Source organism: Paenibacillus solanacearum (genome assembly GCF_910593845.1).
Taxonomy (GTDB): Bacteria; Bacillota; Bacilli; order Paenibacillales; family NBRC-103111; genus Paenibacillus_G; species Paenibacillus_G solanacearum.
The window spans coordinates 389,287-410,040 of the sequence record NZ_CAJVAS010000002.1 but is presented as its reverse complement, the minus strand read 5'-3'; the positions used below and the strand labels follow the sequence as shown (position 1 = coordinate 410,040).

Annotated in this window: 23 protein-coding genes; 19 read left to right on the top strand and 4 right to left on the bottom strand. The window is 53.7% G+C overall.

Features of this window, described 5'->3' with window-relative positions; genetic code table 11:
* Window positions 1-39: 39 nt before the first annotated feature.
* The 11 genes from KXG62_RS04275 to KXG62_RS04225 all read left to right on the top strand — a co-directional run bounded on the left by KXG62_RS04275 (window position 40) and on the right by KXG62_RS04225 (window position 8,497).
* Window positions 40-252, top strand: a complete 213-nt coding sequence (locus KXG62_RS04275; RefSeq protein ID WP_218090669.1) for a DUF1540 domain-containing protein — start codon at window positions 40-42, stop codon at window positions 250-252.
* Between the two features lie 36 nt (window positions 253-288).
* Window positions 289-714 (top strand): hypothetical protein, encoded by a 426-nt coding sequence (locus tag KXG62_RS04270; RefSeq protein ID WP_218090668.1) that lies wholly within the window; start codon window positions 289-291, stop codon window positions 712-714.
* A 141-nt stretch (window positions 715-855) separates the two neighbouring features.
* Window positions 856-1,560 carry a lytic transglycosylase domain-containing protein gene (locus tag KXG62_RS04265; RefSeq protein ID WP_218090667.1) on the top strand — a complete coding sequence of 235 codons (705 nt, stop codon included), beginning with the start codon at window positions 856-858 and terminating at the stop codon, window positions 1,558-1,560.
* Between the two features lie 81 nt (window positions 1,561-1,641).
* Window positions 1,642-2,814, top strand: coding sequence for a cysteine desulfurase family protein (locus KXG62_RS04260; RefSeq protein ID WP_218090666.1), 1,173 nt, complete (start codon window positions 1,642-1,644; stop codon window positions 2,812-2,814).
* A 3-nt stretch (window positions 2,815-2,817) separates the two neighbouring features.
* On the top strand, window positions 2,818-4,029 hold the full coding sequence (thiI, locus tag KXG62_RS04255) for a tRNA uracil 4-sulfurtransferase ThiI (protein WP_218090665.1): 1,212 nt from the start codon (window positions 2,818-2,820) through the stop codon (window positions 4,027-4,029).
* Window positions 4,030-4,062: 33 nt separating this feature from the next.
* Complete coding sequence (locus KXG62_RS04250; protein ID WP_218090664.1) at window positions 4,063-4,731, top strand: TerC family protein; 669 nt, start codon at window positions 4,063-4,065, stop codon at window positions 4,729-4,731.
* 200 nt (window positions 4,732-4,931) lie between these two features.
* Entirely contained in the window at window positions 4,932-6,773 is a 1,842-nt protein-coding gene (gene typA / locus KXG62_RS04245; protein WP_218090729.1) for a translational GTPase TypA, read from the top strand.
* 104 nt (window positions 6,774-6,877) lie between these two features.
* Window positions 6,878-7,147 (top strand): YlaH-like family protein, encoded by a 270-nt coding sequence (locus KXG62_RS04240; protein WP_218090663.1) that lies wholly within the window; start codon window positions 6,878-6,880, stop codon window positions 7,145-7,147.
* 20 nt (window positions 7,148-7,167) lie between these two features.
* Window positions 7,168-7,641 carry a hypothetical protein gene (locus KXG62_RS04235; RefSeq protein ID WP_218090662.1) on the top strand — a complete coding sequence of 158 codons (474 nt, stop codon included), beginning with the start codon at window positions 7,168-7,170 and terminating at the stop codon, window positions 7,639-7,641.
* Window positions 7,638-7,910, top strand: a complete 273-nt coding sequence (locus KXG62_RS04230) for a hypothetical protein (protein ID WP_218090661.1) — start codon at window positions 7,638-7,640, stop codon at window positions 7,908-7,910. Before KXG62_RS04235 ends, KXG62_RS04230 begins: the two co-directional genes overlap by 4 nt.
* 134 nt (window positions 7,911-8,044) lie before the next feature.
* Window positions 8,045-8,497: a pyridoxamine 5'-phosphate oxidase family protein gene (locus KXG62_RS04225; RefSeq protein WP_218090660.1), complete on the top strand. Its 453-nt coding sequence runs from the start codon at window positions 8,045-8,047 to the stop codon at window positions 8,495-8,497.
* Between the two features lie 106 nt (window positions 8,498-8,603).
* On the opposite strand, the gene KXG62_RS04220 is transcribed toward KXG62_RS04225, so the two are convergent.
* On the bottom strand, window positions 8,604-9,155 hold the full coding sequence (locus KXG62_RS04220; protein ID WP_343223430.1) for a YhcN/YlaJ family sporulation lipoprotein: 552 nt from the start codon (window positions 9,153-9,155) through the stop codon (window positions 8,604-8,606).
* A 112-nt stretch (window positions 9,156-9,267) separates the two neighbouring features.
* On the opposite strand from KXG62_RS04220, the gene KXG62_RS04215 reads away from it, so the two are divergent.
* Window positions 9,268-10,602 (top strand): PhoH family protein, encoded by a 1,335-nt coding sequence (locus KXG62_RS04215; protein ID WP_218090658.1) that lies wholly within the window; start codon window positions 9,268-9,270, stop codon window positions 10,600-10,602.
* A 101-nt stretch (window positions 10,603-10,703) separates the two neighbouring features.
* Here KXG62_RS04215 and KXG62_RS04210 read toward each other — a convergent pair whose 3' ends face one another.
* Both KXG62_RS04210 and KXG62_RS04205 read right to left on the bottom strand, forming a co-directional pair.
* The gene (locus KXG62_RS04210; protein WP_218090657.1) at window positions 10,704-11,222 is read right to left on the bottom strand and encodes a hypothetical protein; all 519 of its coding nucleotides are present in this window, start codon (window positions 11,220-11,222) and stop codon (window positions 10,704-10,706) included.
* A 65-nt stretch (window positions 11,223-11,287) separates the two neighbouring features.
* On the bottom strand, window positions 11,288-12,394 hold the full coding sequence (locus tag KXG62_RS04205) for a hypothetical protein (RefSeq protein ID WP_218090656.1): 1,107 nt from the start codon (window positions 12,392-12,394) through the stop codon (window positions 11,288-11,290).
* Between the two features lie 317 nt (window positions 12,395-12,711).
* Here KXG62_RS04205 and KXG62_RS04200 point away from each other — a divergent pair, with 317 nt between their 5' ends.
* The gene (locus KXG62_RS04200) at window positions 12,712-13,848 is read left to right on the top strand and encodes a class I SAM-dependent methyltransferase (protein ID WP_246627280.1); all 1,137 of its coding nucleotides are present in this window, start codon (window positions 12,712-12,714) and stop codon (window positions 13,846-13,848) included.
* A 62-nt stretch (window positions 13,849-13,910) separates the two neighbouring features.
* On the opposite strand, the gene KXG62_RS04195 is transcribed toward KXG62_RS04200, so the two are convergent.
* The gene (locus KXG62_RS04195; RefSeq protein ID WP_218090655.1) at window positions 13,911-14,141 is read right to left on the bottom strand and encodes a DUF2626 domain-containing protein; all 231 of its coding nucleotides are present in this window, start codon (window positions 14,139-14,141) and stop codon (window positions 13,911-13,913) included.
* Window positions 14,142-14,440: 299 nt separating this feature from the next.
* Here KXG62_RS04195 and KXG62_RS04190 point away from each other — a divergent pair, with 299 nt between their 5' ends.
* From KXG62_RS04190 to KXG62_RS04165, 6 genes are all read left to right on the top strand, one after another.
* A complete protein-coding gene (locus KXG62_RS04190; protein WP_218090654.1) occupies window positions 14,441-15,088 on the top strand; it encodes an RsfA family transcriptional regulator in 648 nt (215 codons plus the stop codon).
* Between the two features lie 109 nt (window positions 15,089-15,197).
* Window positions 15,198-16,202 (top strand): ketopantoate reductase family protein, encoded by a 1,005-nt coding sequence (locus KXG62_RS04185; protein WP_218090653.1) that lies wholly within the window; start codon window positions 15,198-15,200, stop codon window positions 16,200-16,202.
* 18 nt (window positions 16,203-16,220) lie between these two features.
* Entirely contained in the window at window positions 16,221-16,616 is a 396-nt protein-coding gene (locus tag KXG62_RS04180) for a DUF3397 domain-containing protein (RefSeq protein ID WP_218090652.1), read from the top strand.
* A 339-nt stretch (window positions 16,617-16,955) separates the two neighbouring features.
* The gene (locus tag KXG62_RS04175) at window positions 16,956-18,617 is read left to right on the top strand and encodes a peptide ABC transporter substrate-binding protein (protein ID WP_218090651.1); all 1,662 of its coding nucleotides are present in this window, start codon (window positions 16,956-16,958) and stop codon (window positions 18,615-18,617) included.
* A gap of 279 nt (window positions 18,618-18,896) precedes the next feature.
* Window positions 18,897-19,832 (top strand): ABC transporter permease, encoded by a 936-nt coding sequence (locus KXG62_RS04170; protein WP_218090650.1) that lies wholly within the window; start codon window positions 18,897-18,899, stop codon window positions 19,830-19,832.
* The gene (locus tag KXG62_RS04165; protein ID WP_218090649.1) at window positions 19,829-20,746 is read left to right on the top strand and encodes an ABC transporter permease; all 918 of its coding nucleotides are present in this window, start codon (window positions 19,829-19,831) and stop codon (window positions 20,744-20,746) included. Before KXG62_RS04170 ends, KXG62_RS04165 begins: the two co-directional genes overlap by 4 nt.
* The last annotated feature ends 8 nt before the right edge of the window (window positions 20,747-20,754 follow it).

Below are 20,754 nucleotides of genomic sequence, written 5' to 3'. Positions count from 1 at the left end.
CTATTTCAGAACGGGCAAGCTGAGATGGGGGTGATGAGGATGCCATTAGTTAAATGCAGCGTAGCCAACTGTGAATATTGGGCGCAGGGCAACAACTGCAATGCCGACACGATTAGGATCGATGTCGACAAGCATGCCGATGTGGATTACAAGACCGAATTTGCTCAAGATTTTGATGCGCATCAAGATAAGGCGGCCGACATCAGAAGTACCTGTTGTCACACCTTCGAGCCTAGAAAATCGCAAAGCTGACGACAGCTCGCGAATTTCAGGAGAGAAGGTGGCCAAATGAACGACAACCCGAAGAAGCATCGCGAGACGCATTCATTGGACGCCATGGCAGAAGAACGGTTCAAGAAAGATCAGATAGAGAAAGAATCCGGCGGGTCGGGATACAAGGAGGAGTACGCGGCGGAAATCGCGCCTCCTGCAGCTTACCGTCCGGATATAAGACAAGCTGCGGATCACTTGCAGGAAACAGACGGCGATACCGGACATGTGGAGGGCGCGCAATCGTTTCGCTGGCTCGGTTATACCGCGCTGCTGCTCTCCATCGCATCGCTGTTCGTATACCCGGCGCTGCTGGGCACGACTTCGGCGCTGTTTGGTTTCTTTGCCTATATGCTCGGTTTCCGCGCGCTGGGCGCCTGGTCGATGGCCATTGGGCTCATCTCGCTGGCAGGGTATTTGTTTCTTGTTCCGCTGTATGCGTAGCTGTCTTGATTGAGCAGGCCTTTTGCGGTCTGCTTTTTTTTGTCGATATTTGCTATTTTGGTCTAGCTGATCGAAGGAAAACAGTGTACAATAAGCAGATAAGAAAAATTTGTGCACATTTGAAGGAGAGCCGGCTTCAAGATGGGAATGGATCCGCACACGATCAAAGAGCTGCTGCAACTGCAAATATGGAATCGGTCGAGCTTGCTTGCTTCCGGCGGAGCAGCGGCGAAATCGGATGATGATAGCGAGTTTTCCGGGCTGCTGAACAGCTTGCTTGCACGCCAGCAGGACGGACAGACGGAGGAAGGAAACGTCCGGAACGAACAGCGTACAGGCAAAAGTATGCTTGCGGCTGCGATGCTGGCAGGCCGCGCAGCGACTTCTTCCTGGAGTCATTACTTCCAAAGCGGCGATAACGCAGACCAGCCGCCGGCTTACGATAGCACCATTCAGGCGGCCAGCCGCAAGTTCGGCGTTGACTCAGCCCTTGTCAAGGCGGTAATCAACGCGGAATCCTCCTTTAACCCGAACGCCGTATCGCGTGCCGGGGCCAAGGGACTGATGCAGCTGATGGATGGGACCGGGCAGGCGATGGGCGTTGCCGATCCGTTCGATCCGCTGCAAAATATCGAAGGCGGGACAAAATATTTGTCCGGCCTGCTGAGAAAGTACAACGGGAATCCTGGCGCTGCCCTCGCGGCATACAATGCCGGACCGGGCCGCTTGGACAAGCTTGGGATTAAGGACGACCGCGATCTGGAAGCGAAGCTGCACCTGCTTCCGGAAGAGACGCAGCAATATGTTCGTAAAGTAATGCAGCTTAAGCATCACTATGAGGCATGATGACGAACGCGAGACCAACCCTTGAACGCTCCGCGGAGCATCAGAGGGATTGGTCTTGTTTTTGTCGGGGACGGAGGCAGCATGCAAGTACATTATATGGATAACGCGGCGACAACGCCGATGTATGAAGAAGTGATCGATACGATGGCCGAAGTGATGAGAACGTATTTCGGCAATCCATCGTCTTTGCATAAGCTGGGCGTACAGGCCGAGCGGCTGGTTCGCCGCGCCAGAGAGACGATCGCTTCCGGGTTGCGCTGCAAACCGGAAGAAATCAGGTTTACTTCCGGGGGCACCGAGAGCAACAATCTGGCCATTCGCGGCGCCGCTTACCGCTACCGCAGCAGAGGCATGCGTCTGATTACGTCTTCCATTGAGCATGCCTCCGTGTATGAAACGTTCCGGCAGCTCGAGAAGGAAGGATTTCAGGTCACGTATCTTCCTGTTGATGCGACCGGACAGATTGTGCTCGGCGCGCTCAAGGAAGCATTGACCGACGATACGACGCTGGTCAGCATTATGCAAGTGAACAACGAAACCGGGCGAATTCAGCCGATCGCCGACATCGCTCGCATGCTGCGGGAGCACAGTCCGGCAGCATTGCTACATGTCGATGCGGTACAGGCCATCGGCAAGCTTCCGGTGACGCCCGGAACGCTCGGGATCGATCTGTTGACCTGCGCGGCGCACAAGCTTCGCGGTCCGAAAGGGATCGGTTTCCTGTACTGCCGCGCCGGCGTCGAATTGTCGCCGCTGCTGCTCGGCGGAGGACAGGAGAGCGGCTTGCGCTCGGGAACGGAGAACGTGCCCGCGATTGTAGGGATGGCCAAGGCGGTTCGCCTTGCGCTGGAAGAGCAGCCGGCCTTTGCCGAGCATACGGCGGCGCTGCGCGGCAAACTGACCGATTGCATCGGGCAAATACCGGAGCTGGTATTGAACGGTTCCTCCGATCCGGCAGCGATGGCGCCGCACATTGTCCATTTTTCGTTCCCGGGTATGAAGTCTGAGGTTCTCGTGCATGCTTTAGAACAGCATGGCATTTATGTGTCTACGCGATCCGCCTGTTCTTCCGGCGCCGAGAAGCCCAGCCGGGTATTGACGGCGATGGGTTGTCCCCGAGAGAACGCGGTAAGCGGTATCAGGCTGAGCTATTCGCTCATGCAGACGCTGGAGGATGCCGATTATGTATGCCGCATGCTGAAGGAAACGGTCGATCGACTGAAGCCTTCCGCATCGCTGCGCGGAAGGAGGTAGCGGATGAGACCGGATCGAATCGTTCTCCGTTTAGGGGAACTGACGCTCAAGGGACGCAACCGGCATCGGTTCGAGAAGCAAGTAATGGAGCAAGTCAAGCGGGTGCTGCGTCCGTTTCCTTCCATTGCTTACCGCAAGGAATTCGGTCGAATCGTCCTGCTGACCGGGGGCCAGGATGTGGAAGCGTTAATGGACCCGCTCCGCAAAGTGTTCGGGATCACGTCGCTCAGCCCGGTGTTTGCGTCTGCGCTGGAGCAGGAGGCGATCGAGCGTACGGCATTGCAAGTGATGCAGGCGCTGCCCGCGCCGCCGCGTACGTTTAAAGTGAACGTGCGCAGAGCGAACAAGCGCTTTCCCCTCGATTCGCAGGAGATGAACCGTCGTATCGGCGGGCATGTGCTGCGGGCATTTGCCGATTTGAAAGTGGATGTCCGGGAGCCGGAAGTGGAGCTCAAGATCGAGCTTCGCGAAGAGGAAGCGCTGATCTATTGTTCGCGAGTGGAAGGAGCAGGCGGTTTTCCGGTCGGCTCGAACGGGAAGGCGATGCTTATGCTTTCGGGCGGGATCGATAGCCCGGTTGCCGGCTATTTGGCCATGCGGCAAGGGCTGCGGCTGGAAGCGGTGCATTTTCACAGCTATCCGTTCACAAGCGAGAGATCGCAGCAGAAAGTGAAAGATTTGACGGAGAAGCTAAGCGCTTATTCGGGACCGATCAAGCTGCATATGGTGCCGTTCACCGAGGTTCAGACGAAAATTCATCAGGCCTATCATAAAAACTTGCTCATCACGCTGCTGCGCAGGGCGATGATGCGCATTGCCGCGAAACTGGCGGCATCGTCGGAGGCCGGTGCGATCGTCACCGGAGAAAGCTTGGGACAAGTGGCCAGTCAGACGCTGGGAAGCATGAACGCCATCGGACAAGTGGTCCAGCTGCCGCTGATTCGGCCGCTCGTATGCATGGATAAGCAGTCGATCATCGACATTGCCGAATCGATCGATACGTATGCGTTGTCGATCTTGCCATACGAAGATTGCTGCACATTGTTTTTGCCGCCGAGTCCGAGCACCAATCCGAATGTGAACGTCATCGAGAGCATCGAACAAAGCATGCCGTGGCTGGAAGCTGAATTGGATGAAGCGGTGCGCCGCACGGAAACGGTATGGATCGGGGACGATCGCAACAAAACAAACGACCCGTTTGCTTCGCTATTTTAACTATGCGTTTACGATATCAGGAGGGTATTATCGATGTGGGATTGGTTTGTGCTTTTTTTGGAAATTATGCTTATTAATATCGTTTTAAGCGGCGATAACGCAGTCGTCATTGCGCTCGCCAGCCGGAACCTGCCTGTGAGCCAACGGAAGCAGGCGATTTGGTGGGGCGCTTTCGGAGCGATCGGTCTGCGCGTCGTGCTGACGATCATCGCCGTTTACATATTGGACATCCCGTTTATTCAATCCGCCGGATCGTTGTTGCTGCTATGGATCGCCGTCAAGCTGCTGATCGACGATGAGGGGCATGCCGACGTCAAAGAAGCTTCTACGCTGGGCAAAGCGATCTGGACGATCATTGTAGCCGACTTCGTCATGAGTCTTGACAACGTGCTGGCAATCGCCGCTAAAGCCGAAGGCGAGATCGGCGTCATCATTCTCGGGATCGGGCTCAGTATTCCGATCATCATTTGGGGCAGCAATTTGGTCGTAAATATGTTGAAAAAATTCCCGATTCTCGTCTACATCGGAGCGGGCATTCTCGGCTATACGTCCGGCGAAATGTTTCTTGCCGACACGAGAGTATCTGAAGCGATTTTGCACGGCGTTCCGCATTACATCGTGCCTGTCGTTACGACGGTCATCGTCATTGGCGCCGGTCTGCTGAAGCGATACGTGTTCAAACCGAAGCCGAAGCATTCGTAATATAAGCGGGATTTGTAAGCGCAAAGTTAAAAATATTGTCAGTTTCTTGCGTTTTATAGTGAAACTCCGTATAATGAAGTGTGAATTGTAGCGTCGGCGCTTACGTCCGACGCTTCTTTTGTGAACGGGCTTCCGCTTTATTCATCCAAAGAGCAGCATGCGGATACCAAGTTATTTTCTAAGAGAGGGTTTTGGGACAAATGCATTCCAGAGACAAAATTCGTAATATTGCTATCATTGCACACGTTGACCACGGAAAAACAACGCTCGTCGACCAATTGCTTCAGCAATCCGGCACATTCCGCGAGCACGAGGCGGTTCAGGAGAGAGCGATGGACTCCAATGATTTGGAGCGCGAGCGCGGCATTACCATTCTGGCAAAAAACACGGCAATCAAATACAAAGAGTATCTTATTAATATCGTAGATACACCGGGGCACGCCGATTTCGGCGGCGAAGTGGAGCGGATCATGAAGATGGTCGACGGCGTACTGCTTGTCGTCGATGCGTTCGAAGGCACGATGCCGCAGACGAAGTTCGTACTGCGCAAGGCGCTGGAGCAAAACCTGACGCCGGTTGTTGTTGTCAACAAGATCGACCGTCCGAACGCGCGTCCGGCCGAGGTCATCGACGAAGTGCTTGACTTGTTCATCGAGCTTGGCGCGAACGACGATCAGCTCGAATTCCCTGTCGTCTACGGATCGGGGTTAATGGGAACGTCGAGCCTGGATCCGGAAAAGCAGGACAGCAACATGCAGGCGCTGTACGATACGATCGTGGAGAAAATTCCGCATCCGACGGAGCGCGTTGACGAGCCGCTGCAATTCCTCGTGACATTGATGGATTACAACGAATATCTTGGCCGTATTGCCATCGGCCGGGTGAACCGCGGTATTGTACGCCAAGGGCAACCGATCGCCGTCATTAACCGCGAAGGGCAAGTGAAGCAAGCCCGCGTGGAGAAGCTGTTCGGCTTCCAAGGGCTGAAGCGCTTGGAGATCGAAGAAGCGGGAGCGGGCGATATCGTCGCGATCTCCGGCATCAAAGATATCAATATCGGCGAGACATTGGCCGATCCGGCCCGTCCGGAGGCGCTGCCGGTGCTCAAGATCGATGAGCCAACCTTGCAGATGACGTTCTTGGTCAACAACAGCCCGTTTGCAGGACGTGAAGGCAAATGGGTTACCTCCCGCAAGCTGCGCGAGCGTCTGATGAAAGAGATCGAAACCGACGTGAGCCTTCGCGTGGACGAGACGGATAGCCCGGATGCGTTCATCGTAGCGGGACGCGGCGAGCTACACCTCGGCATTCTGATTGAAAACATGCGCCGCGAAGGGTTCGAGCTGCAAGTATCGAAGCCGGAAGTCATCATTAAAGAGATCGACGGTCAAAAGATGGAGCCGATCGAACGTCTGATCATCGACCTGCCGGAAGAAAGCATGGGTTCGGTCATGGAGAGCCTGGGCACGCGCAAAGCGGAGATGGTCAACATGATCAACAACGGTAACGGCAACGTGCGGTTGGAGTTCCTGATCCCGGCCCGCGGCTTGATCGGATACCGCACGTACTTCCTGACGCTGACGCGGGGATACGGCATCTTGAACCACGCCTTCGACAGCTACGGCCCTTACGCCGGCAGCGGCGTCGGCGGACGCCACGAAGGTGTGCTCGTCTCGAGCGAGACAGGCAATTCGACCTTGTACGGCATCTTATCCGTAGAAGACCGGGGGACGCTGTTCGTCGAGCCGGGTACGGAAATTTACGAAGGCATGATCGTCGGCGAGCATACGCGGGATAACGACATCATCGTCAATATTTGCAAAGAGAAACAGCTTACGAACGTGCGTTCGGCGACGAAGGAAGACACGGTGAAGATGAAGACGCCGCGTCTGTACTCGCTGGAACAGGCACTGGAATATTTGAACGACGACGAGTATTGCGAAATTACGCCGAAGTCGATTCGCCTGCGCAAAAAAATATTGAATAAAAGCGAACGGGAACGTGCAGAGAAGCATCGCAAGATGGCCGAAGCCGGCGCGTAACGCAAGGTATGCGGGAAAAGCTCTGAGTGCTCAGAGCTTTTCTTTGCAGCTTGCGGGCATTTCGCATTACTATATAGGTATGATGTATTTCGGAGGTGGACCGATTGACGGAATGGTTTGGTGAACATCCTTGGATTACGTTTCTTTTGATTTTTATTTTAATTACATATGTGTACAATAAAGTGTTTCGTACACGCAAGCTGCCGGTATTGAAGAGTGCCATTATTTATTTGCTGCTGGCTCTGGGATCGTTTATGCTAATGTTTTTCCAGATCGCGGGGCTGCCGATCGTCCCTTCGCTTACCGTGGCCGTCGCACTGATGCTCATGGTGCGTATTCGCTACTTTATCCAGGAACGTTCGGCCAAAAAATAACGCGGGAAGAGGCGGTTGCTATGGCTAAATGGTGGCTCGTTCCGGCACGGTGGGACGGCATGACGCTGGAGCTTTATCCGGAAAGACTGCTTCTCGAGCCGGAGGAGCGCAAAGCGCAGCTGCTGCAAGCCGTGCAGCAGGTGCATCCCCACCTGCTGTTGATGTTCAAGGCGGCGCTGCTGCTCGGTGATGAAGCAGCTGAGGCTTGCGGCGCGGACGAGCTGCCGTTTGCGCTGGAGCGCGAAGGCGTCATTCGCTTGGCCGCGGCAGAATCGGATGCGCTTACACATGTCGATGCGAATACCGAACCGCTATGGCCGCTGTCTCATTGTGCGGAAGCTTACCTGCACCGGCTGATCGCTCCAGCGGAAGCGGCGCAGCGGATGGACAGCATCATCGCGGAGCTGGATATGGAGCCTTGGATCCGGGCGATGCGGAATTGGTACGAGCAAGGGCTGCACGTCATTATGCTGAGAGAGGATGGGAGCCTATGACTTTGCAGGACGCGCTGTTCAACTGGCTTCAGATCAAGATCGTGGCCGAAGCTAGACCCGACGACCGGGCGGCGCAGGAAACGATGCAGTTTTTTGAGGAGATTTTGCGGGAAGATCATCATCTGGAGCAATTTGCCGTAACTTCGGACGAGACGATGTACCGGATTCAATACGGCAGCGCCGGGCAGCTGAAACTGCAAATGTACGACCGCGAATCGGCGGAGCAGCTGTTAAGCGATATAAATTCAAATCCAAAATACAATGAATGACATATAACCCGTCTCCTCTTGATACAATAAGTTATCAAGGTTCGAAGGGAGTGTCCATGATATCTGTTTGTGGTTGCAAGACGGTTCCTATGCTATAATGAAAGTGTTTCACCATGCTTGCAGGAGGGGAATCCATGGCCGAATTAGTCACAGCTCTATCGGAGCAACAGTACGAACTCTTACAGACCGAAGCATTTGCCTTGCTGAGCACGATTGACCACGAAAACAGCGCGACCGCAATGAATGCAATCTCTTGGGTATACGCCAAAGACGTGAGCACCGTACGGTTTGCCGTGGATCAGCGCTCGCGCATCGTCACGAATATAAAGCAAAATCCGAATGTCGCCTTGACGGTCATCGGCGCAGGTTCCGTGCATGCAATTTATGGTCATGCCCGGCTGGTCGTCGACGCGCTGGAAGAGGTTCCGTTCAAATTGGCGTGTTTCGACATTGAAATCACGACGGTTCGCGACGCCATGTTTTACGGATCGCGCATCTCCGTCGCGCCTGAATACGAAAAAACATATGACAAGCGTGCGGCTGAAAAGTTGGACACGCAGGTGTTTACTGCCATGAAAAAAGCCTAGAAATTTCGTTCTAGGCTTTTTTTCAACAATACAAGCATTTTGCTATAACGCGCAGATTCGCTTCATTTGTATAGAAGGTTTCTGCCGGAAGATGTTCTACTAACGGTTACGGATGGTTGACAGGTCGGTTCGGGGCTGCATGTTGCGGTTGATTTCCTTGCGGCGGTGTCTGAATGTCTCGGGGCATCTGAGGGACGATTCTTCCGATAATCGCCGCCATTTCCTCCGCCAATCCATGCACCGGACGGCCATTCCGCATATTCGTTCGAATATTTCTCAAGCGTTCGGCCAAATCCATATCCGCAGTTACCAGTGCGTCCACACCGTAAGGATCTTTCTTCAACGCTTCGGCGACAGACAGCTTGATGGTACCGACTTTAGCCCGGTCCATACCGGGAGGCACATTGATCCCGACGACCGCCGTATTGCCGAACACGACGCAATTGGCGCTTTCCACATTCGGAATGCTCGTTGCGATTTGCTCCAAACGGTCGGAGACGGCGCGCGGATCTTGAATTTGTTTCTTCTGAGGAGCCGTTTGATTGACTTTCACTTGTCGATTTTGATCAGCTGTCTGGAGGGGAGAGGCTCCATTTTTTGGTGATTGGGCACAACCTGCCATAACGACGGACAACAACAAGATTATGAAGACAAACATCCGCATAAATTCATCATCCTTTCATTTGCAGTATCAGTTTTGGTTAGTTTGTCCGCACAAGGCGGTTCCTATGTAGACTCACGCCAAACACCAAGCCTGGGAGGGAACTCAAATGAAAAAAATTTATGTGCTGGATACCAATGTGTTATTGCAGGATCCGAACGCCATATTTGCTTTTGAGGATAATGAAGTGATCATTCCAGCCGTTGTGCTTGAAGAAATTGATACGAAGAAACGCAACGCGGATGAGCTCGGGCGCAATGCGCGCCAAATCTCCCGGATGCTTGACGGACTGCGGAGCGAAGGACGATTGTTCGAAGGCATTGAGCTGCCGGGCGGCGGTTCGTTGAAGGTGGAATTGAACCACCGGAGCTTCGCCAAGCTGCAGGAAGTATTCGCTGACGTGACGAACGACAACCGGATCTTGGCAGTCGCGCTCAATTATCATTTGGAAGAAAAAAGTACCGATTTGCCGAGACCGGTCATTCTAGTCAGTAAGGACGTGCTGGTCCGTATCAAGGCAGACGTGCTCGGGATTACCGCACAGGACTATTTGTCGGACCGCATCGTGAGCGTGGCCGATGATATTTATAGCGGCCATATGACCATTCGGGTGCATCCATCGGTGATCGACGAATTTTATACGTACCGATTCCTCGGCGTTCAGTCGCTCAATCTCGGCTATCCGCTTCATCCGCATGAATTTATAATTTTGCGGGACGAGATGGGAACGAGCAAATCCGCGCTGCTCAAGGTGAATGCCGACGGCAAGAAGCTGGAGCCGCTGTATCTTAGCAATGATCCGATCTGGGGCATCGCGGCACGTAATGCACAGCAGCGAATGGCGCTGGAGCTGCTGCTCAACGACGATATTCCGCTGGTGACCTTGACGGGGAAAGCGGGAACGGGGAAAACGCTGCTGACGCTGGCGGCCGGTCTGATGAAGGTGGAGGACGAACGGAAGTACAAGAAGCTGTTGATCGCCCGTCCCGTCGTACCGATGGGCAAAGATATCGGCTATCTGCCTGGGGAAAAAGAGGAAAAGCTGCGGCCCTGGATGCAGCCGATTTACGATAACCTGGAATTTTTGTTCGATACGAAGAAGCCTGGCGACATCGATAAAATATTGCATGGTCTCGGCAGTATCCAGGTGGAGGCGCTCACATATATACGCGGGCGGTCGATTCCGGGGCAGTTCATCATCATCGACGAGGCGCAAAACTTATCGAAGCATGAAGTGAAGACAATCGTGTCCCGTGTAGGGGAGGGCAGCAAAATTGTGCTGCTGGGCGATCCGGAGCAGATTGACCACCCGTATCTGGACGCCTCAAGCAACGGCCTCACGTATGTCGTAGAACGGTTCAAGGAGCAAACCATCAGCGGACACATTATGCTGGAGCGCGGCGAGCGTTCCCATTTGGCGCAGCTGGCCGCGGATCTGCTCTAAACGAAAGTCAAAGATGAGCTATAAGAAAAACGCATCGGCCGCGGCGACCAGTTCGCCGTTAAGCTGATGCGTTTTTTGTGCGGTTCTTTCGGATGCGCCGACTATGCTACCCAGCGGACCGAGCAGCCGTACGCTTTGGCGATACCTTCCGCCAGCGGCCTATGCTGCGATTCGATCGCATACAGCGTATGACCGGAATCGGCTGCGCTTGCCGCCAGCAGATGCTCCTCCAGCTGCGCAAGAGCGGCGGACAGCTCGGCAGGGGGCAGGGATGCTTCGTTACTCGCCGAAGCGGCTTCCAGATAAAACAAGCTGACGAGATCGGCATATACATAGACGTTCTCCATCCGGCTCGTAAATCCGAAATCGCTGAACGTCCGGTACAGCGTCACCGGGGCGGGCAACTGCAGCAGCGGCAGCTCGTCCCACGGAATGGCGTACTGCTCCATCACAGGTACCGCCTCGCTGCGCTCCGCTTCGGAAGAAAAGATAAGCAGTTCTTTCTCCCGGTCGAACAGCGACGCCTTTCCGGCCAATGCTTTGACGACCTGCGCATAATAACCGGCCCGCTTGCCTTCGGGGAGATCCATGGCAAGCGCCCATTTGTGCGAATACTCCATTTGACTGATCACGCTCCTTGGTATAGCTCTATTATCCGGAAAAAAGCCGGCCGCCGCAACCTTCGTCACAACGCCAGCTTCAAGTAGATGCTTAGCTTGCCTTCTTCCAGCTTGAGCCCCGATACTTGAAGGAACGAGGCGATATTTTGCGGGTAAATGCCAAGATCGAATTGTTTCTGCAAGTCTTCCACCGTTGCCGCCGGCAGCGTATAGCCGTTGAAGAGCAGCTCTTGAATGGTATAACGAATGTATGATTTCGATTTGCTGTCGTCTTTGGAAGCCATCTCGTAGCGGCCCTTGATGGTCAGCGCAATGTCGTCCTGCTTGCCGGTAGCGATCACGGCATCTTCCGCGAAGCGAAAGTCCATATTGCGGAATAGCGCGTTTTTCTTTTGCAAAAAGGCGTTCAGCTCTTGATCGGTCATCTGAAACGTGTAGTTGAAGCCGTTCATTATGAGATGGGTCGTTTTACCGCTCGTTCCCGAGCTTCCGGATGTGATGATTTCAGGCAGATCGTTCATGGCTTTCGCCAAAGCGTGAAAATACGTTTTGAACAGCGGCACGCCTTTGTCCTGCCACTGGCGGTTTAGCTCGGTCATTTGCTGCTGCACCTTGACCGCTTCTATATTTTTGGCCAGCAGCGCCTCCACTTCCTTTTGCAGGCTGACCAGGCGCGTCCGTTCGCTCGTGTACCGTTCTTTCAGGTCGTTCAGCGCGGCTTGTGCTTGCGTCTGCTCCGATTGCAGCGCCGTCAACTGCTTCCATGCCGTATCGTGGCGCTGGAGCGCCTGCCGGTCCGTACGGAGAATCATCTGCAAATATTCCATCACCGACAAGGCGTCGGATAAAGAATGAATACTGAACAAAACCATCCACAGCGAATCCCGGTCCCCCTGGTAGTAAGCACGGATGACTTTGGCCGCATGCTGCCTGGCCTCGGCGGAAGCGGTTCGCGCCGCTTGCAGCTTCTGCTCTGTGTCTTTCAACTGTGCCGATAGAGCGGATTGCCGGTCGGAGATCCGCCCAAGCTCCCGGTCGATTTCATAGACGTTCAGCCCTTTTTGCAAAAGCTCCCGATTCGCTTCCGTCGTTTCCGCCCAAACCGCTGACCGCGGGAAGGCTGTAACGAAGCATAACCACATCAGCAGCAGCACTGTCCCAAACCGCTTCATTTCCCGCTTGTCCTCCTTCGGTTGGAAACAAATCTCTCAACTAAAGAATATCATGATTTTCTTAAAAAAATGCCAAAAAAATAGTTCTCACGCTTTCGTAGGTGAAAACTATTTTGGAACGCCTGCCTGCATAACCGATAGTCAGTTTGCAATTCGCGCATATAAGGTGGACGCTTGGCAAGCGGTCGCGCACTCTGTTATCTTTATAACAGATTCACATGCTTGCTGCCTTTCTTACGGCCGCAGCCCGGAAAAGGGAAAGGGTTCATTATATACATCGTTTACATTTGCAATAAAACAAAGGGTAGGGTGAGATTGTGAACAGCGCGATGAAGGACAAAGGCCTCGGCTTGCGAGAAGCGATCGAACAGGAAATCGCAGCCACGCCGGAGCGGGCGATCTCGTTTCGCCGTTATATGGAATTATGCTTGTATCATCCCTTCTTCGGCTACTATATGAGACCGGAAGAGAAGATTGGCCGCGAGGGCGATTTCTATACGTCTGCGTCGATCGGCAGTCTCCTTGCCGAGACGATTGCCGAATGGATCGTGAAGGAGCCGTTCTGGGATGCTGGCTCGGCGGATGGCATTCGCATCGTCGAATGGGGCGGCGGCAGCGGGAAGCTGGCGCAGCAGCTGCTTGATGCGCTGCAGACCACAGCGCCGGAGCTGTATGCACGGCTGGACTACATCAGCGTGGAAGCGAGCGGCTATCATCGCGAACTGCAGTCTGCCGCGCTTGCGGCGCATGCGAAGCGGCTGCGCTTTCTTACGGCGGAAGCGTGGTATGGAGCGGGGCCCTGGGACAATACGCTTGTTCTATCGAATGAGCTGCCCGACGCCTTCCCGGTGCATCGGATCGCAGTGCGGGACGGCCGATGGGTCGAGAAGCTTGTGAGCTGGGATGAACAGAGGGACAAGCCGGCGGAAACGGAGCGTCCGCTGTCGGACGAAGCGGTGTTGGCTTATATCAATGAAGAACAGCTGCCGTGCCGGGAAGGCCAGCAGTTCGAAGTGAACCTCGCCGCATCGGATTGGATGCGATCGGTTGCCGCGGCGCTAGGGCAAGGGGCGGTGCTTACGATCGATTATGGCGATGTCGGCGAGGAGCTCTACGCGCCGCATCGTATGAACGGAACGCTGCTGTGCTACCGGAAGCACCTGGCTTCCGATACCCCGCTCCAACATCCGGGAGAGCAGGATATGACCGCCCACGTTAACTTCGGGGCGCTGATTCGGGCGGGAGAGCGGGGCGGCTTAGGACAGGCCGAGCTGATGACGCAGAAGCAGTTTCTCGTCCGGAACGGGCTGCTGCAGCGGCTGCAGTCGCATGACGCGCGCGATCCGTTCTCGCCGGAAGCCCGGCGCAACAGAGCGATCCGTCAGCTGCTGCTCACCGACCAGATGAGCGAGCTGTTCAAGGTGCTGATTCAAAAAAAAGAACCGTCTTCCTGAGCGGAAGCGCGGTTCTTTTTGCCGTACGTTCACTTGATGGCATTGGGTTGCCGGGGGAATGGTTACACCGTCATCTTGAAGAAAGACCAGTACGTGAAACCGGTAAACGATACGATCATGTACCCCCAAAAAATCAATATGTAGGCGCGTTCGGATAGTTTCATGTATCCTAAAAGCACGAAAATCGCTGTCTGGGCAAAAAAGATCAAAGCCATCGGAATAAAGTCACCGGCAAGCGCCATGAGCCCGATAGCCAGCGTCCAAAAGCCTAGAACTCGAAACATGCGATCCATCCTGCATCCCCCTTTCTACGGTCACATCTAAAGTTACTATCCAACATTATAACTTTTCCACCTGCAAGTGTAAACGTCAAATCCGTGACGAATTTAAGTCAATTTGCTCTTCTATGACATATCGTTCCCTGTTCAGCGCCAAACATGTATGGCGCCCTGAAAAAATGGCAATACAAAATACTAGAAAAGTATTCTATGAACTCTACCATGGGCATAGAGATAAAGTAAAGCATCACATAATTTGCGAACCACCATTTATAGATGTGGATGAAACCTTTTGGGTTGGGAGGACTGCTTCGATGACGGCAATCAGACAAGATGCATGGAGCGAGGAAGACGATTTGATATTGGCGGACGTGACATTACGGCATATCCGCGAAGGCAGCACACAGCTATCCGCATTCGAGGAGGTTGGGGAAAAAATAGGCCGAACCGCGGCTGCGTGCGGATTTCGCTGGAATAGCTTTGTAAGGAAAAAATACGAAGCCTCCATTCAAATCGCAAAGGCGCAGCGTCAAAAAAGAAGCCAGCAAAAGAAGCAATCGCCTTCATTTGCTTCGGTGGCGGGCAGCGTGTCCGGGTCCATCGGAGCCGAAAGTGCTGTGCGAAGTGACGGAATCGTAGAAGAAATATCGATCGATGCAGTCATACGCTTTTTAAGGCAGTGGAAAGGAAGCTATCAAGAGATGGTGCGGCATATTCGCCAGCTTGAGAAGGAATTGAACGACAAGCAGGATGAGCTGGAGAAGATTCGCGGCGAGAACGATGTGCTTAAGAGCCAGGTAAACGAAGTGTCGACGGACTACCGCGTCGTAAACGACGACTACAAAGCGCTGATCCAGATTATGGACCGGGCGCGCAAACTCGCATTTTTGGCCGAAGAGGACGAGGAAGCGAAGACGCGGTTTAAGATGGATGAGAATGGCAATTTGGAACGAATCGAATAGACGTGCGGCGTGACGCCCCGGGAATCCTTCTTGCAGGAGATCCGGGGCTTGTTCGTGTTCGGGGATCTGCTATGATAGAGAGAAAGAAAGATTGGAATGGGGGAACCGGATGGAATCGCACCGCATAACGGTCATCGGGGCAGGCGCGATCGGCCTGCTGTTTGCCGCGAAGCTGGGCATGGCCGGCTTGCCGGTTGAGCTGTGCGCAAGAACGGACGAGCAGGGGCGCTTGCTGCTGAACGACGGCGTGCGCTTTCGCAGCGGTCCCGAGAGCTCGGCGAATGCGCGTGAAACGATCGTGCGCCCGTCCATACGCACGCTGGAAGAGGCTGCTGTTAGAAGCGAGAGCGGTGACAAGGCAGACGTGCATTTTATTCTGCTTGCTGTGAAGCAGGCGGCCGTTACAGCGGATCTCGTAGAGCAGGTCGCGCGGCTGAGCGGGCCGTCAAGCTGGGTCGTTTGCCTGCAGAACGGCATCGGCCATGTCGAAGCGCTGTCGCGGCGGGTGCCTGCGCACCGTATATTTGCCGCCGTCACGACCGAAGGCGCCTTGAAACCGGCCGGCAATGAAGTGGTACATACGGGAGTAGGAACAACCTGGATCGGAGCCGTTCGTTCAGAAGGCGGCAAGGCGCAGGACGAGGCGCAAAAAAAACTGGTGGAACTGCTAAATCTTGCAGGATTCCATACATTTTTGTCGAAAGACATCACTAGCAGAGTTTGGCAAAAATTGATTATGAATTCCGCGATCAACCCACTGACTGCGATTCTGCGGGTGCATAACGGCGAACTGCTGAAGCGGCGAGAAGCGCTGAAGCTGATGCGGACGCTGTATGACGAAGCAGTGGCGACGGCCGTCAAGCTGGGGCTTGCTGTCGATTCCGACTTGTGGGAGCAGCTGCTCGACGTTTGCCGCAAGACGGCCGGCAACCGTTCGTCGATGCTGCAGGATGTGCTGGCCGGCAGGACGACCGAGATCGATTACATTACGGGCGGCATTATAAGAGAAGCGGAACGGGCCGGTCTGGCCGTACCTTCGCATCAAACGGTTTATTTGCTGGTGAAGGCGATGGAAGCGGGGGCGGAAGCCGACGGCCGAACTCAAGTACTGTAACGAAACGGTGGGAAATGCATGAATATGCTGCTTGATTGGCTTCACAAGCTTTATACCGCGCTAGCGCTCGCTCCTTTCGTGGCCTTTTTCATCACCTGGTTCATTACGTATGGCATAAGCCGCGATAAACGGAAAGCGACGCATCTCAGTATGGATATTACAACGCTGTTTCTGGTCGGATCGGTCGCTTACATGAGCCGCAGCATTTTCGGATCGGGCATGCTGGTTTGGACGATCGTGCTGCTGTTTCTCGTAGCGGCAGGGATGCTCGGCAATCTTCAGACCCGGGTTAAGGGGCGCGTCGATCTGCTCAAAATCGCAAGGACGCTCAGTCGATTCGGATTTATCGTGCTGACGGCTTGTTACGTACTGCTGCTGTTTGTCGGTATCGGAAAATTTATGTTTAAGTTGTAGAAGGTCGCAGAAACGTGCGGTCTGGAAATCTTTAAGGATAATGAATAATTTTCATGCAGAAATGGGAGCCTAAGGATTAGGCTCTTTTTCTTTTTGTTCAAATTACTGGAATAATCGAATGAAAATGGAAGCATATTTTGACATCTGTAAAAATATGTTGCTAGATTTTATTGACCGTTGGTTGTATAATTATTTATTGGTAACGGTTTCAATGTATTTACATTTTGTCTGAATTCTTATATTATCAGTAATGGATTATTTGTGTTACCTATATGTCATTAAAAATAACATGATATATAGTTACCATATAATTACATAATCGAAAAAGGGGATGGATTTATGAAGTTTCAAAAGCTTCTGGTTTACGCTACGGTAACGGCCATGCTCGGAGCTGTGGCTACCGGATGCGCGGATAGCGGCAAGAAAGATGCAGGGGGAGCTGCCGGAGAGACGAAAGCTCCAGCGCAGGAGCTGCGGATCAACTTGTCGGCTGAGCCGCCTGCGATCGACAGTTCGATCGCGACGACGAACCCGTCTTTCACTATTTTGAACGCCGTTAACGAAGGTTTGTACCGTTTGGACGCTGACGGAAAGCCGCAGCCTGCACTGGCTAAGGAGCTTCCGAAAGTTTCGGCCGATGGGCTCGTCTATACGATCACCCTTCGCGACGGATTGAAATGGGCTGACGGTTCGCCGCTCAAAGCCAGCGACTTCGTCTGGGCATACCAACGGACGCTGGATCCTGCGACAAAAGCGAAATATGCGACGATGCTCGCCTGGATTAAAGGCGGCGCCGCTTTGAATACAGCCAAGACGGAAGAATTGGAAGCGAAGAAAGCGGAGCTCGGCGTAAAGGCGAAGGACGACAAGACGCTGGAAATTACGCTGGAGAAGCCGGTAGCTTTCTTTACGGATCAGCTCGCGATGCCGTTGTTCTTCCCGCAAAATCCCGATTTCGTGAAGAAGCAAGGGGATAAGAACGGCGCCGATGCCGACAAGATTATGGGCGCCGGTCCGTTCAAAATGGAGAAATGGGATCATGAACAGCAGCTGGTTATGGTCAAAAACGAAAATTATTGGGATGCAGCCAACATCAAGCTGACCAAAGTAACGGTTAACGTCGTGAAAGACCCGAACACGTCACTCAATATGTATGAGACGAATCAGGTCGATTTGACGGAGCTTAAGGGCGATCAGCCGAAAATGTACCAAGGCAAGCCTGATCTGGTATTTAAGAAAGAATTCGTTACGGCGTATGTGTTGTTCCAAAACAAGAAAGTGCCGGCATTCGCCAATGCGAAGATCAAGCAAGCGCTCGGCATGGCGATTGACCGCAAAACGTTTAACGAAGTCATCCTTGGCGGCACTTCGATTCCGTCGACTGGCCTTGTTCCGGGAACGGTGCTGGACGGCAACAAGCAGGAATTCCGCAAAGTGGCCGGCGATACGCAGCCTACTTATGATCCGGCCAAAGCCAAGCAACTGCTGGCTGAAGGCTTGAAGGAGCTGAACATGGCTTCGCTGCCGAAGTTCAAGCTGACTTCCGACGACACGGAAACTTCGAAGAAATCGATCGAGTTCATCCAGGCGCAATGGAAGCAAAATCTGGGGATCGACGTTGACGGCGAACCGCTGCCGTTCGCGCTGCGCGTGAAGAACATGCAGGAGTCGAACTTTGATGCGCTGATCGGCCTGTGGGGCGCGGATTACAACGACCCGATGACGTTCCTTGATATGTGGGTGACCGATAATAAGTCGTTTAACTACATGCAGTACAGCAACAAGCAGTACGACGATCTGGTGAAAGGCGCGGAGAAAGAGGTTGACCTCGCGAAGCGTTCCAAGATGATGGTCGATGCCGAAAAAGTGCTGATGTCCGACGCTTCGATTTCCCCGCTCTACTTCCGTACGAGACCGTATGCGAAGAAACCGAACGTGGAAGGCTTGATTCTGCCTGCCATGTCCAAAGAGTGGGAGCTTCGCTGGACTTACCTGAAATAATTCAGGATACGCAGCTTGCCGGATTACTGCGCGCCGCGTGAATCGGCTTGCAGTTGCAAGGGTTGACAACTGCCCGCTATAATCTTCGGCGCTCAGTTGCAACGGGGGCCGTTCCCATCATGGAACGGCTCCGATTTTTTCAAAATCGAGGAAACCGTTCGGAACTGCTTCGCAAACATAGCCGTGCTACAAGTCTATGCTTGCGAAACAGTTCTGCCTGCGACTTATGCAACGCCGCAACTGTTTGACGTTTTACCGAACAAGCTCAGGAGGTGTGCCATGCTTCGCTTCTTATTGCGCCGGCTGGTTTATATGGTCATGACATTATGGCTCATCGTCACGTTCACTTTCGTTCTGATGAAAAACTTGCCGGGAGATCCGTTCGGCGAAGATTCGCAGAAGATGACGATCGAGCAGAAAAAGATTTTGTACGCCCAGTACGGCCTGGATAAGCCGATTTGGGATCAGTACTTGCAGTATATGAACAACGTCATTCATGGCGATCTCGGCGTTTCTTTCGCGTTTCCGACGCGGAAAGTTACCGACATTATTAAGCAGGGCTTTCCCGCTTCGCTGGAGCTCGGATTATGGGCGCTCGGTATTGCGATTGCCGTCGGACTTATCTTGGGGATTATTGCTGCTTTGAATCATAACAAGGGGCTCGACATTACCGCGATGTTCACCGCTGTGGCCGGTATTTCGATTCCGTCGTTCGTGCTCGGCCCGCTTTTGTCGTATTTTGTCGGAGTCAAGTTAGGCTGGCTTCCGCCGGGGATGTGGACGGGGCCTTCGTCCAGGGTACTGCCCGCCATTGCATTGTCCTTCGGGACGATTGCGATATTGGCGAGGCTGATGCGAACGTCGATGCTTGACGTATTGAACCATGATTATATTAAAACCGCCATGTCCAAAGGATTGTCCCAGCGCGCGATTGTCGTCAGGCATACGCTTCGCAACGCGATTTTACCGGTCATTACCGTACTTGGACCGGTTTTCGTCAACTTGATTACCGGTACGCTCATCGTCGAGCAAATTTTTGTCGTGCCGGGCCTCGGCAAGCACTTCGTCCAGTCGATTTATTCGAATGATTACACGATGATTACCGGACTCACCATCTTCTATGCCTTTATCCTTGTTGTCGTTCTGTTTATTACCGACATCATTTACGGCTTGGTTGATCCGCGCATACGTCTGGCTAGAGGAGGCAGCAAATGATGGAATTGTCCAAAGATATGTTTCAGCCGATGAACAAAGAAGCCGTCGGCAGCGAGTCCATTGTGCGCCCTTCCCTGACATACTGGCAGGATGCGTGGAGAAGGCTGAAGAAGAACAAGCTCGCGATGTTCGGCTTGTGCAGCTTGATTTTGCTGACCGTCTTTGCAATCTTCGGGCCGATCTTTTCCCACTTCGACTACGCGACACAGGATTACGCGATCAAAAATCAGCCGCCTTCGGCCGCGCACTGGTTCGGGACGGACGATTTCGGCCGCGACCTGTGGGTGCGGGTTTGGTGGGGCACCCGGATTTCACTGCTGATCGGCATTACCGCCGCGGCGCTCGATCTCGTATTCGGCGTGCTGTACGGCGGCATTTCCGCCTACTACGGCGGGCGGGTCGACGACATCATGCAGCGCATTATCGAAATCATTTACTCCATTCCGTTTTTGCTTATTTCGATTTTGCTCATCGTCGTTATCGGTCCCGGCTTCAAAACGATCATTATCGCTTACGCGATTACGGGCTGGGTGCCGATGGCGCGGCTCGTGCGCGGTCAAATCTTGACGCTCAAAGAACAGGAATACGTGCTTGCCGCCAAGACGCTCGGCGCCGGGGGAGCTCGCATTATATTGAAGCATCTCGTGCCGAACGCGCTGGGCTTGATTATCGTGCAAATTACGTTTATCGTACCGTCGGCGATTTTCGTCGAGGCGTTCCTCAGCTTTATCGGTCTCGGCATTCGCGTGCCGCTGGCTTCGCTGGGCTCGCTGCTTTCCGACGGAGCCAACAATATCCGGTTGTACCCGCACCGGGTCATTTTCCCGACGATCGTCTTCAGCTGGATTTTGCTCAGCTTCAACCTGCTTGGCGACGGTCTGCGCGACGCGCTTGATCCGAAGATGCGCAAGTAACCAAGCAA

What these genes read in the sequence shown, in the direction of transcription:
- KXG62_RS04275 (WP_218090669.1), top strand. Translation starts at nt 40, where the DNA reads ATGCCATTAGTTAAATGCAGCGTAGCCAACTGTGAATATTGGGCGCAG.
- KXG62_RS04270 (WP_218090668.1), top strand. Translation starts at nt 289, where the DNA reads ATGAACGACAACCCGAAGAAGCATCGCGAGACGCATTCATTGGACGCC.
- KXG62_RS04265 (WP_218090667.1), top strand. Translation starts at nt 856, where the DNA reads ATGGGAATGGATCCGCACACGATCAAAGAGCTGCTGCAACTGCAAATA.
- KXG62_RS04260 (WP_218090666.1), top strand. Translation starts at nt 1,642, where the DNA reads ATGCAAGTACATTATATGGATAACGCGGCGACAACGCCGATGTATGAA.
- thiI (WP_218090665.1), top strand. Translation starts at nt 2,818, where the DNA reads ATGAGACCGGATCGAATCGTTCTCCGTTTAGGGGAACTGACGCTCAAG.
- KXG62_RS04250 (WP_218090664.1), top strand. Translation starts at nt 4,063, where the DNA reads ATGTGGGATTGGTTTGTGCTTTTTTTGGAAATTATGCTTATTAATATC.
- typA (WP_218090729.1), top strand. Translation starts at nt 4,932, where the DNA reads ATGCATTCCAGAGACAAAATTCGTAATATTGCTATCATTGCACACGTT.
- KXG62_RS04235 (WP_218090662.1), top strand. Translation starts at nt 7,168, where the DNA reads ATGGCTAAATGGTGGCTCGTTCCGGCACGGTGGGACGGCATGACGCTG.
- KXG62_RS04230 (WP_218090661.1), top strand. Translation starts at nt 7,638, where the DNA reads ATGACTTTGCAGGACGCGCTGTTCAACTGGCTTCAGATCAAGATCGTG.
- KXG62_RS04225 (WP_218090660.1), top strand. Translation starts at nt 8,045, where the DNA reads ATGGCCGAATTAGTCACAGCTCTATCGGAGCAACAGTACGAACTCTTA.
- KXG62_RS04220 (WP_343223430.1), bottom strand. Translation starts at nt 9,155, where the DNA reads ATGTTTGTCTTCATAATCTTGTTGTTGTCCGTCGTTATGGCAGGTTGT.
- KXG62_RS04215 (WP_218090658.1), top strand. Translation starts at nt 9,268, where the DNA reads ATGAAAAAAATTTATGTGCTGGATACCAATGTGTTATTGCAGGATCCG.
- KXG62_RS04210 (WP_218090657.1), bottom strand. Translation starts at nt 11,222, where the DNA reads ATGGAGTATTCGCACAAATGGGCGCTTGCCATGGATCTCCCCGAAGGC.
- KXG62_RS04205 (WP_218090656.1), bottom strand. Translation starts at nt 12,394, where the DNA reads ATGAAGCGGTTTGGGACAGTGCTGCTGCTGATGTGGTTATGCTTCGTT.
- KXG62_RS04195 (WP_218090655.1), bottom strand. Translation starts at nt 14,141, where the DNA reads ATGGATCGCATGTTTCGAGTTCTAGGCTTTTGGACGCTGGCTATCGGG.
- KXG62_RS04190 (WP_218090654.1), top strand. Translation starts at nt 14,441, where the DNA reads ATGACGGCAATCAGACAAGATGCATGGAGCGAGGAAGACGATTTGATA.
- KXG62_RS04185 (WP_218090653.1), top strand. Translation starts at nt 15,198, where the DNA reads ATGGAATCGCACCGCATAACGGTCATCGGGGCAGGCGCGATCGGCCTG.
- KXG62_RS04180 (WP_218090652.1), top strand. Translation starts at nt 16,221, where the DNA reads ATGAATATGCTGCTTGATTGGCTTCACAAGCTTTATACCGCGCTAGCG.
- KXG62_RS04175 (WP_218090651.1), top strand. Translation starts at nt 16,956, where the DNA reads ATGAAGTTTCAAAAGCTTCTGGTTTACGCTACGGTAACGGCCATGCTC.
- KXG62_RS04170 (WP_218090650.1), top strand. Translation starts at nt 18,897, where the DNA reads ATGCTTCGCTTCTTATTGCGCCGGCTGGTTTATATGGTCATGACATTA.
- KXG62_RS04165 (WP_218090649.1), top strand. Translation starts at nt 19,829, where the DNA reads ATGATGGAATTGTCCAAAGATATGTTTCAGCCGATGAACAAAGAAGCC.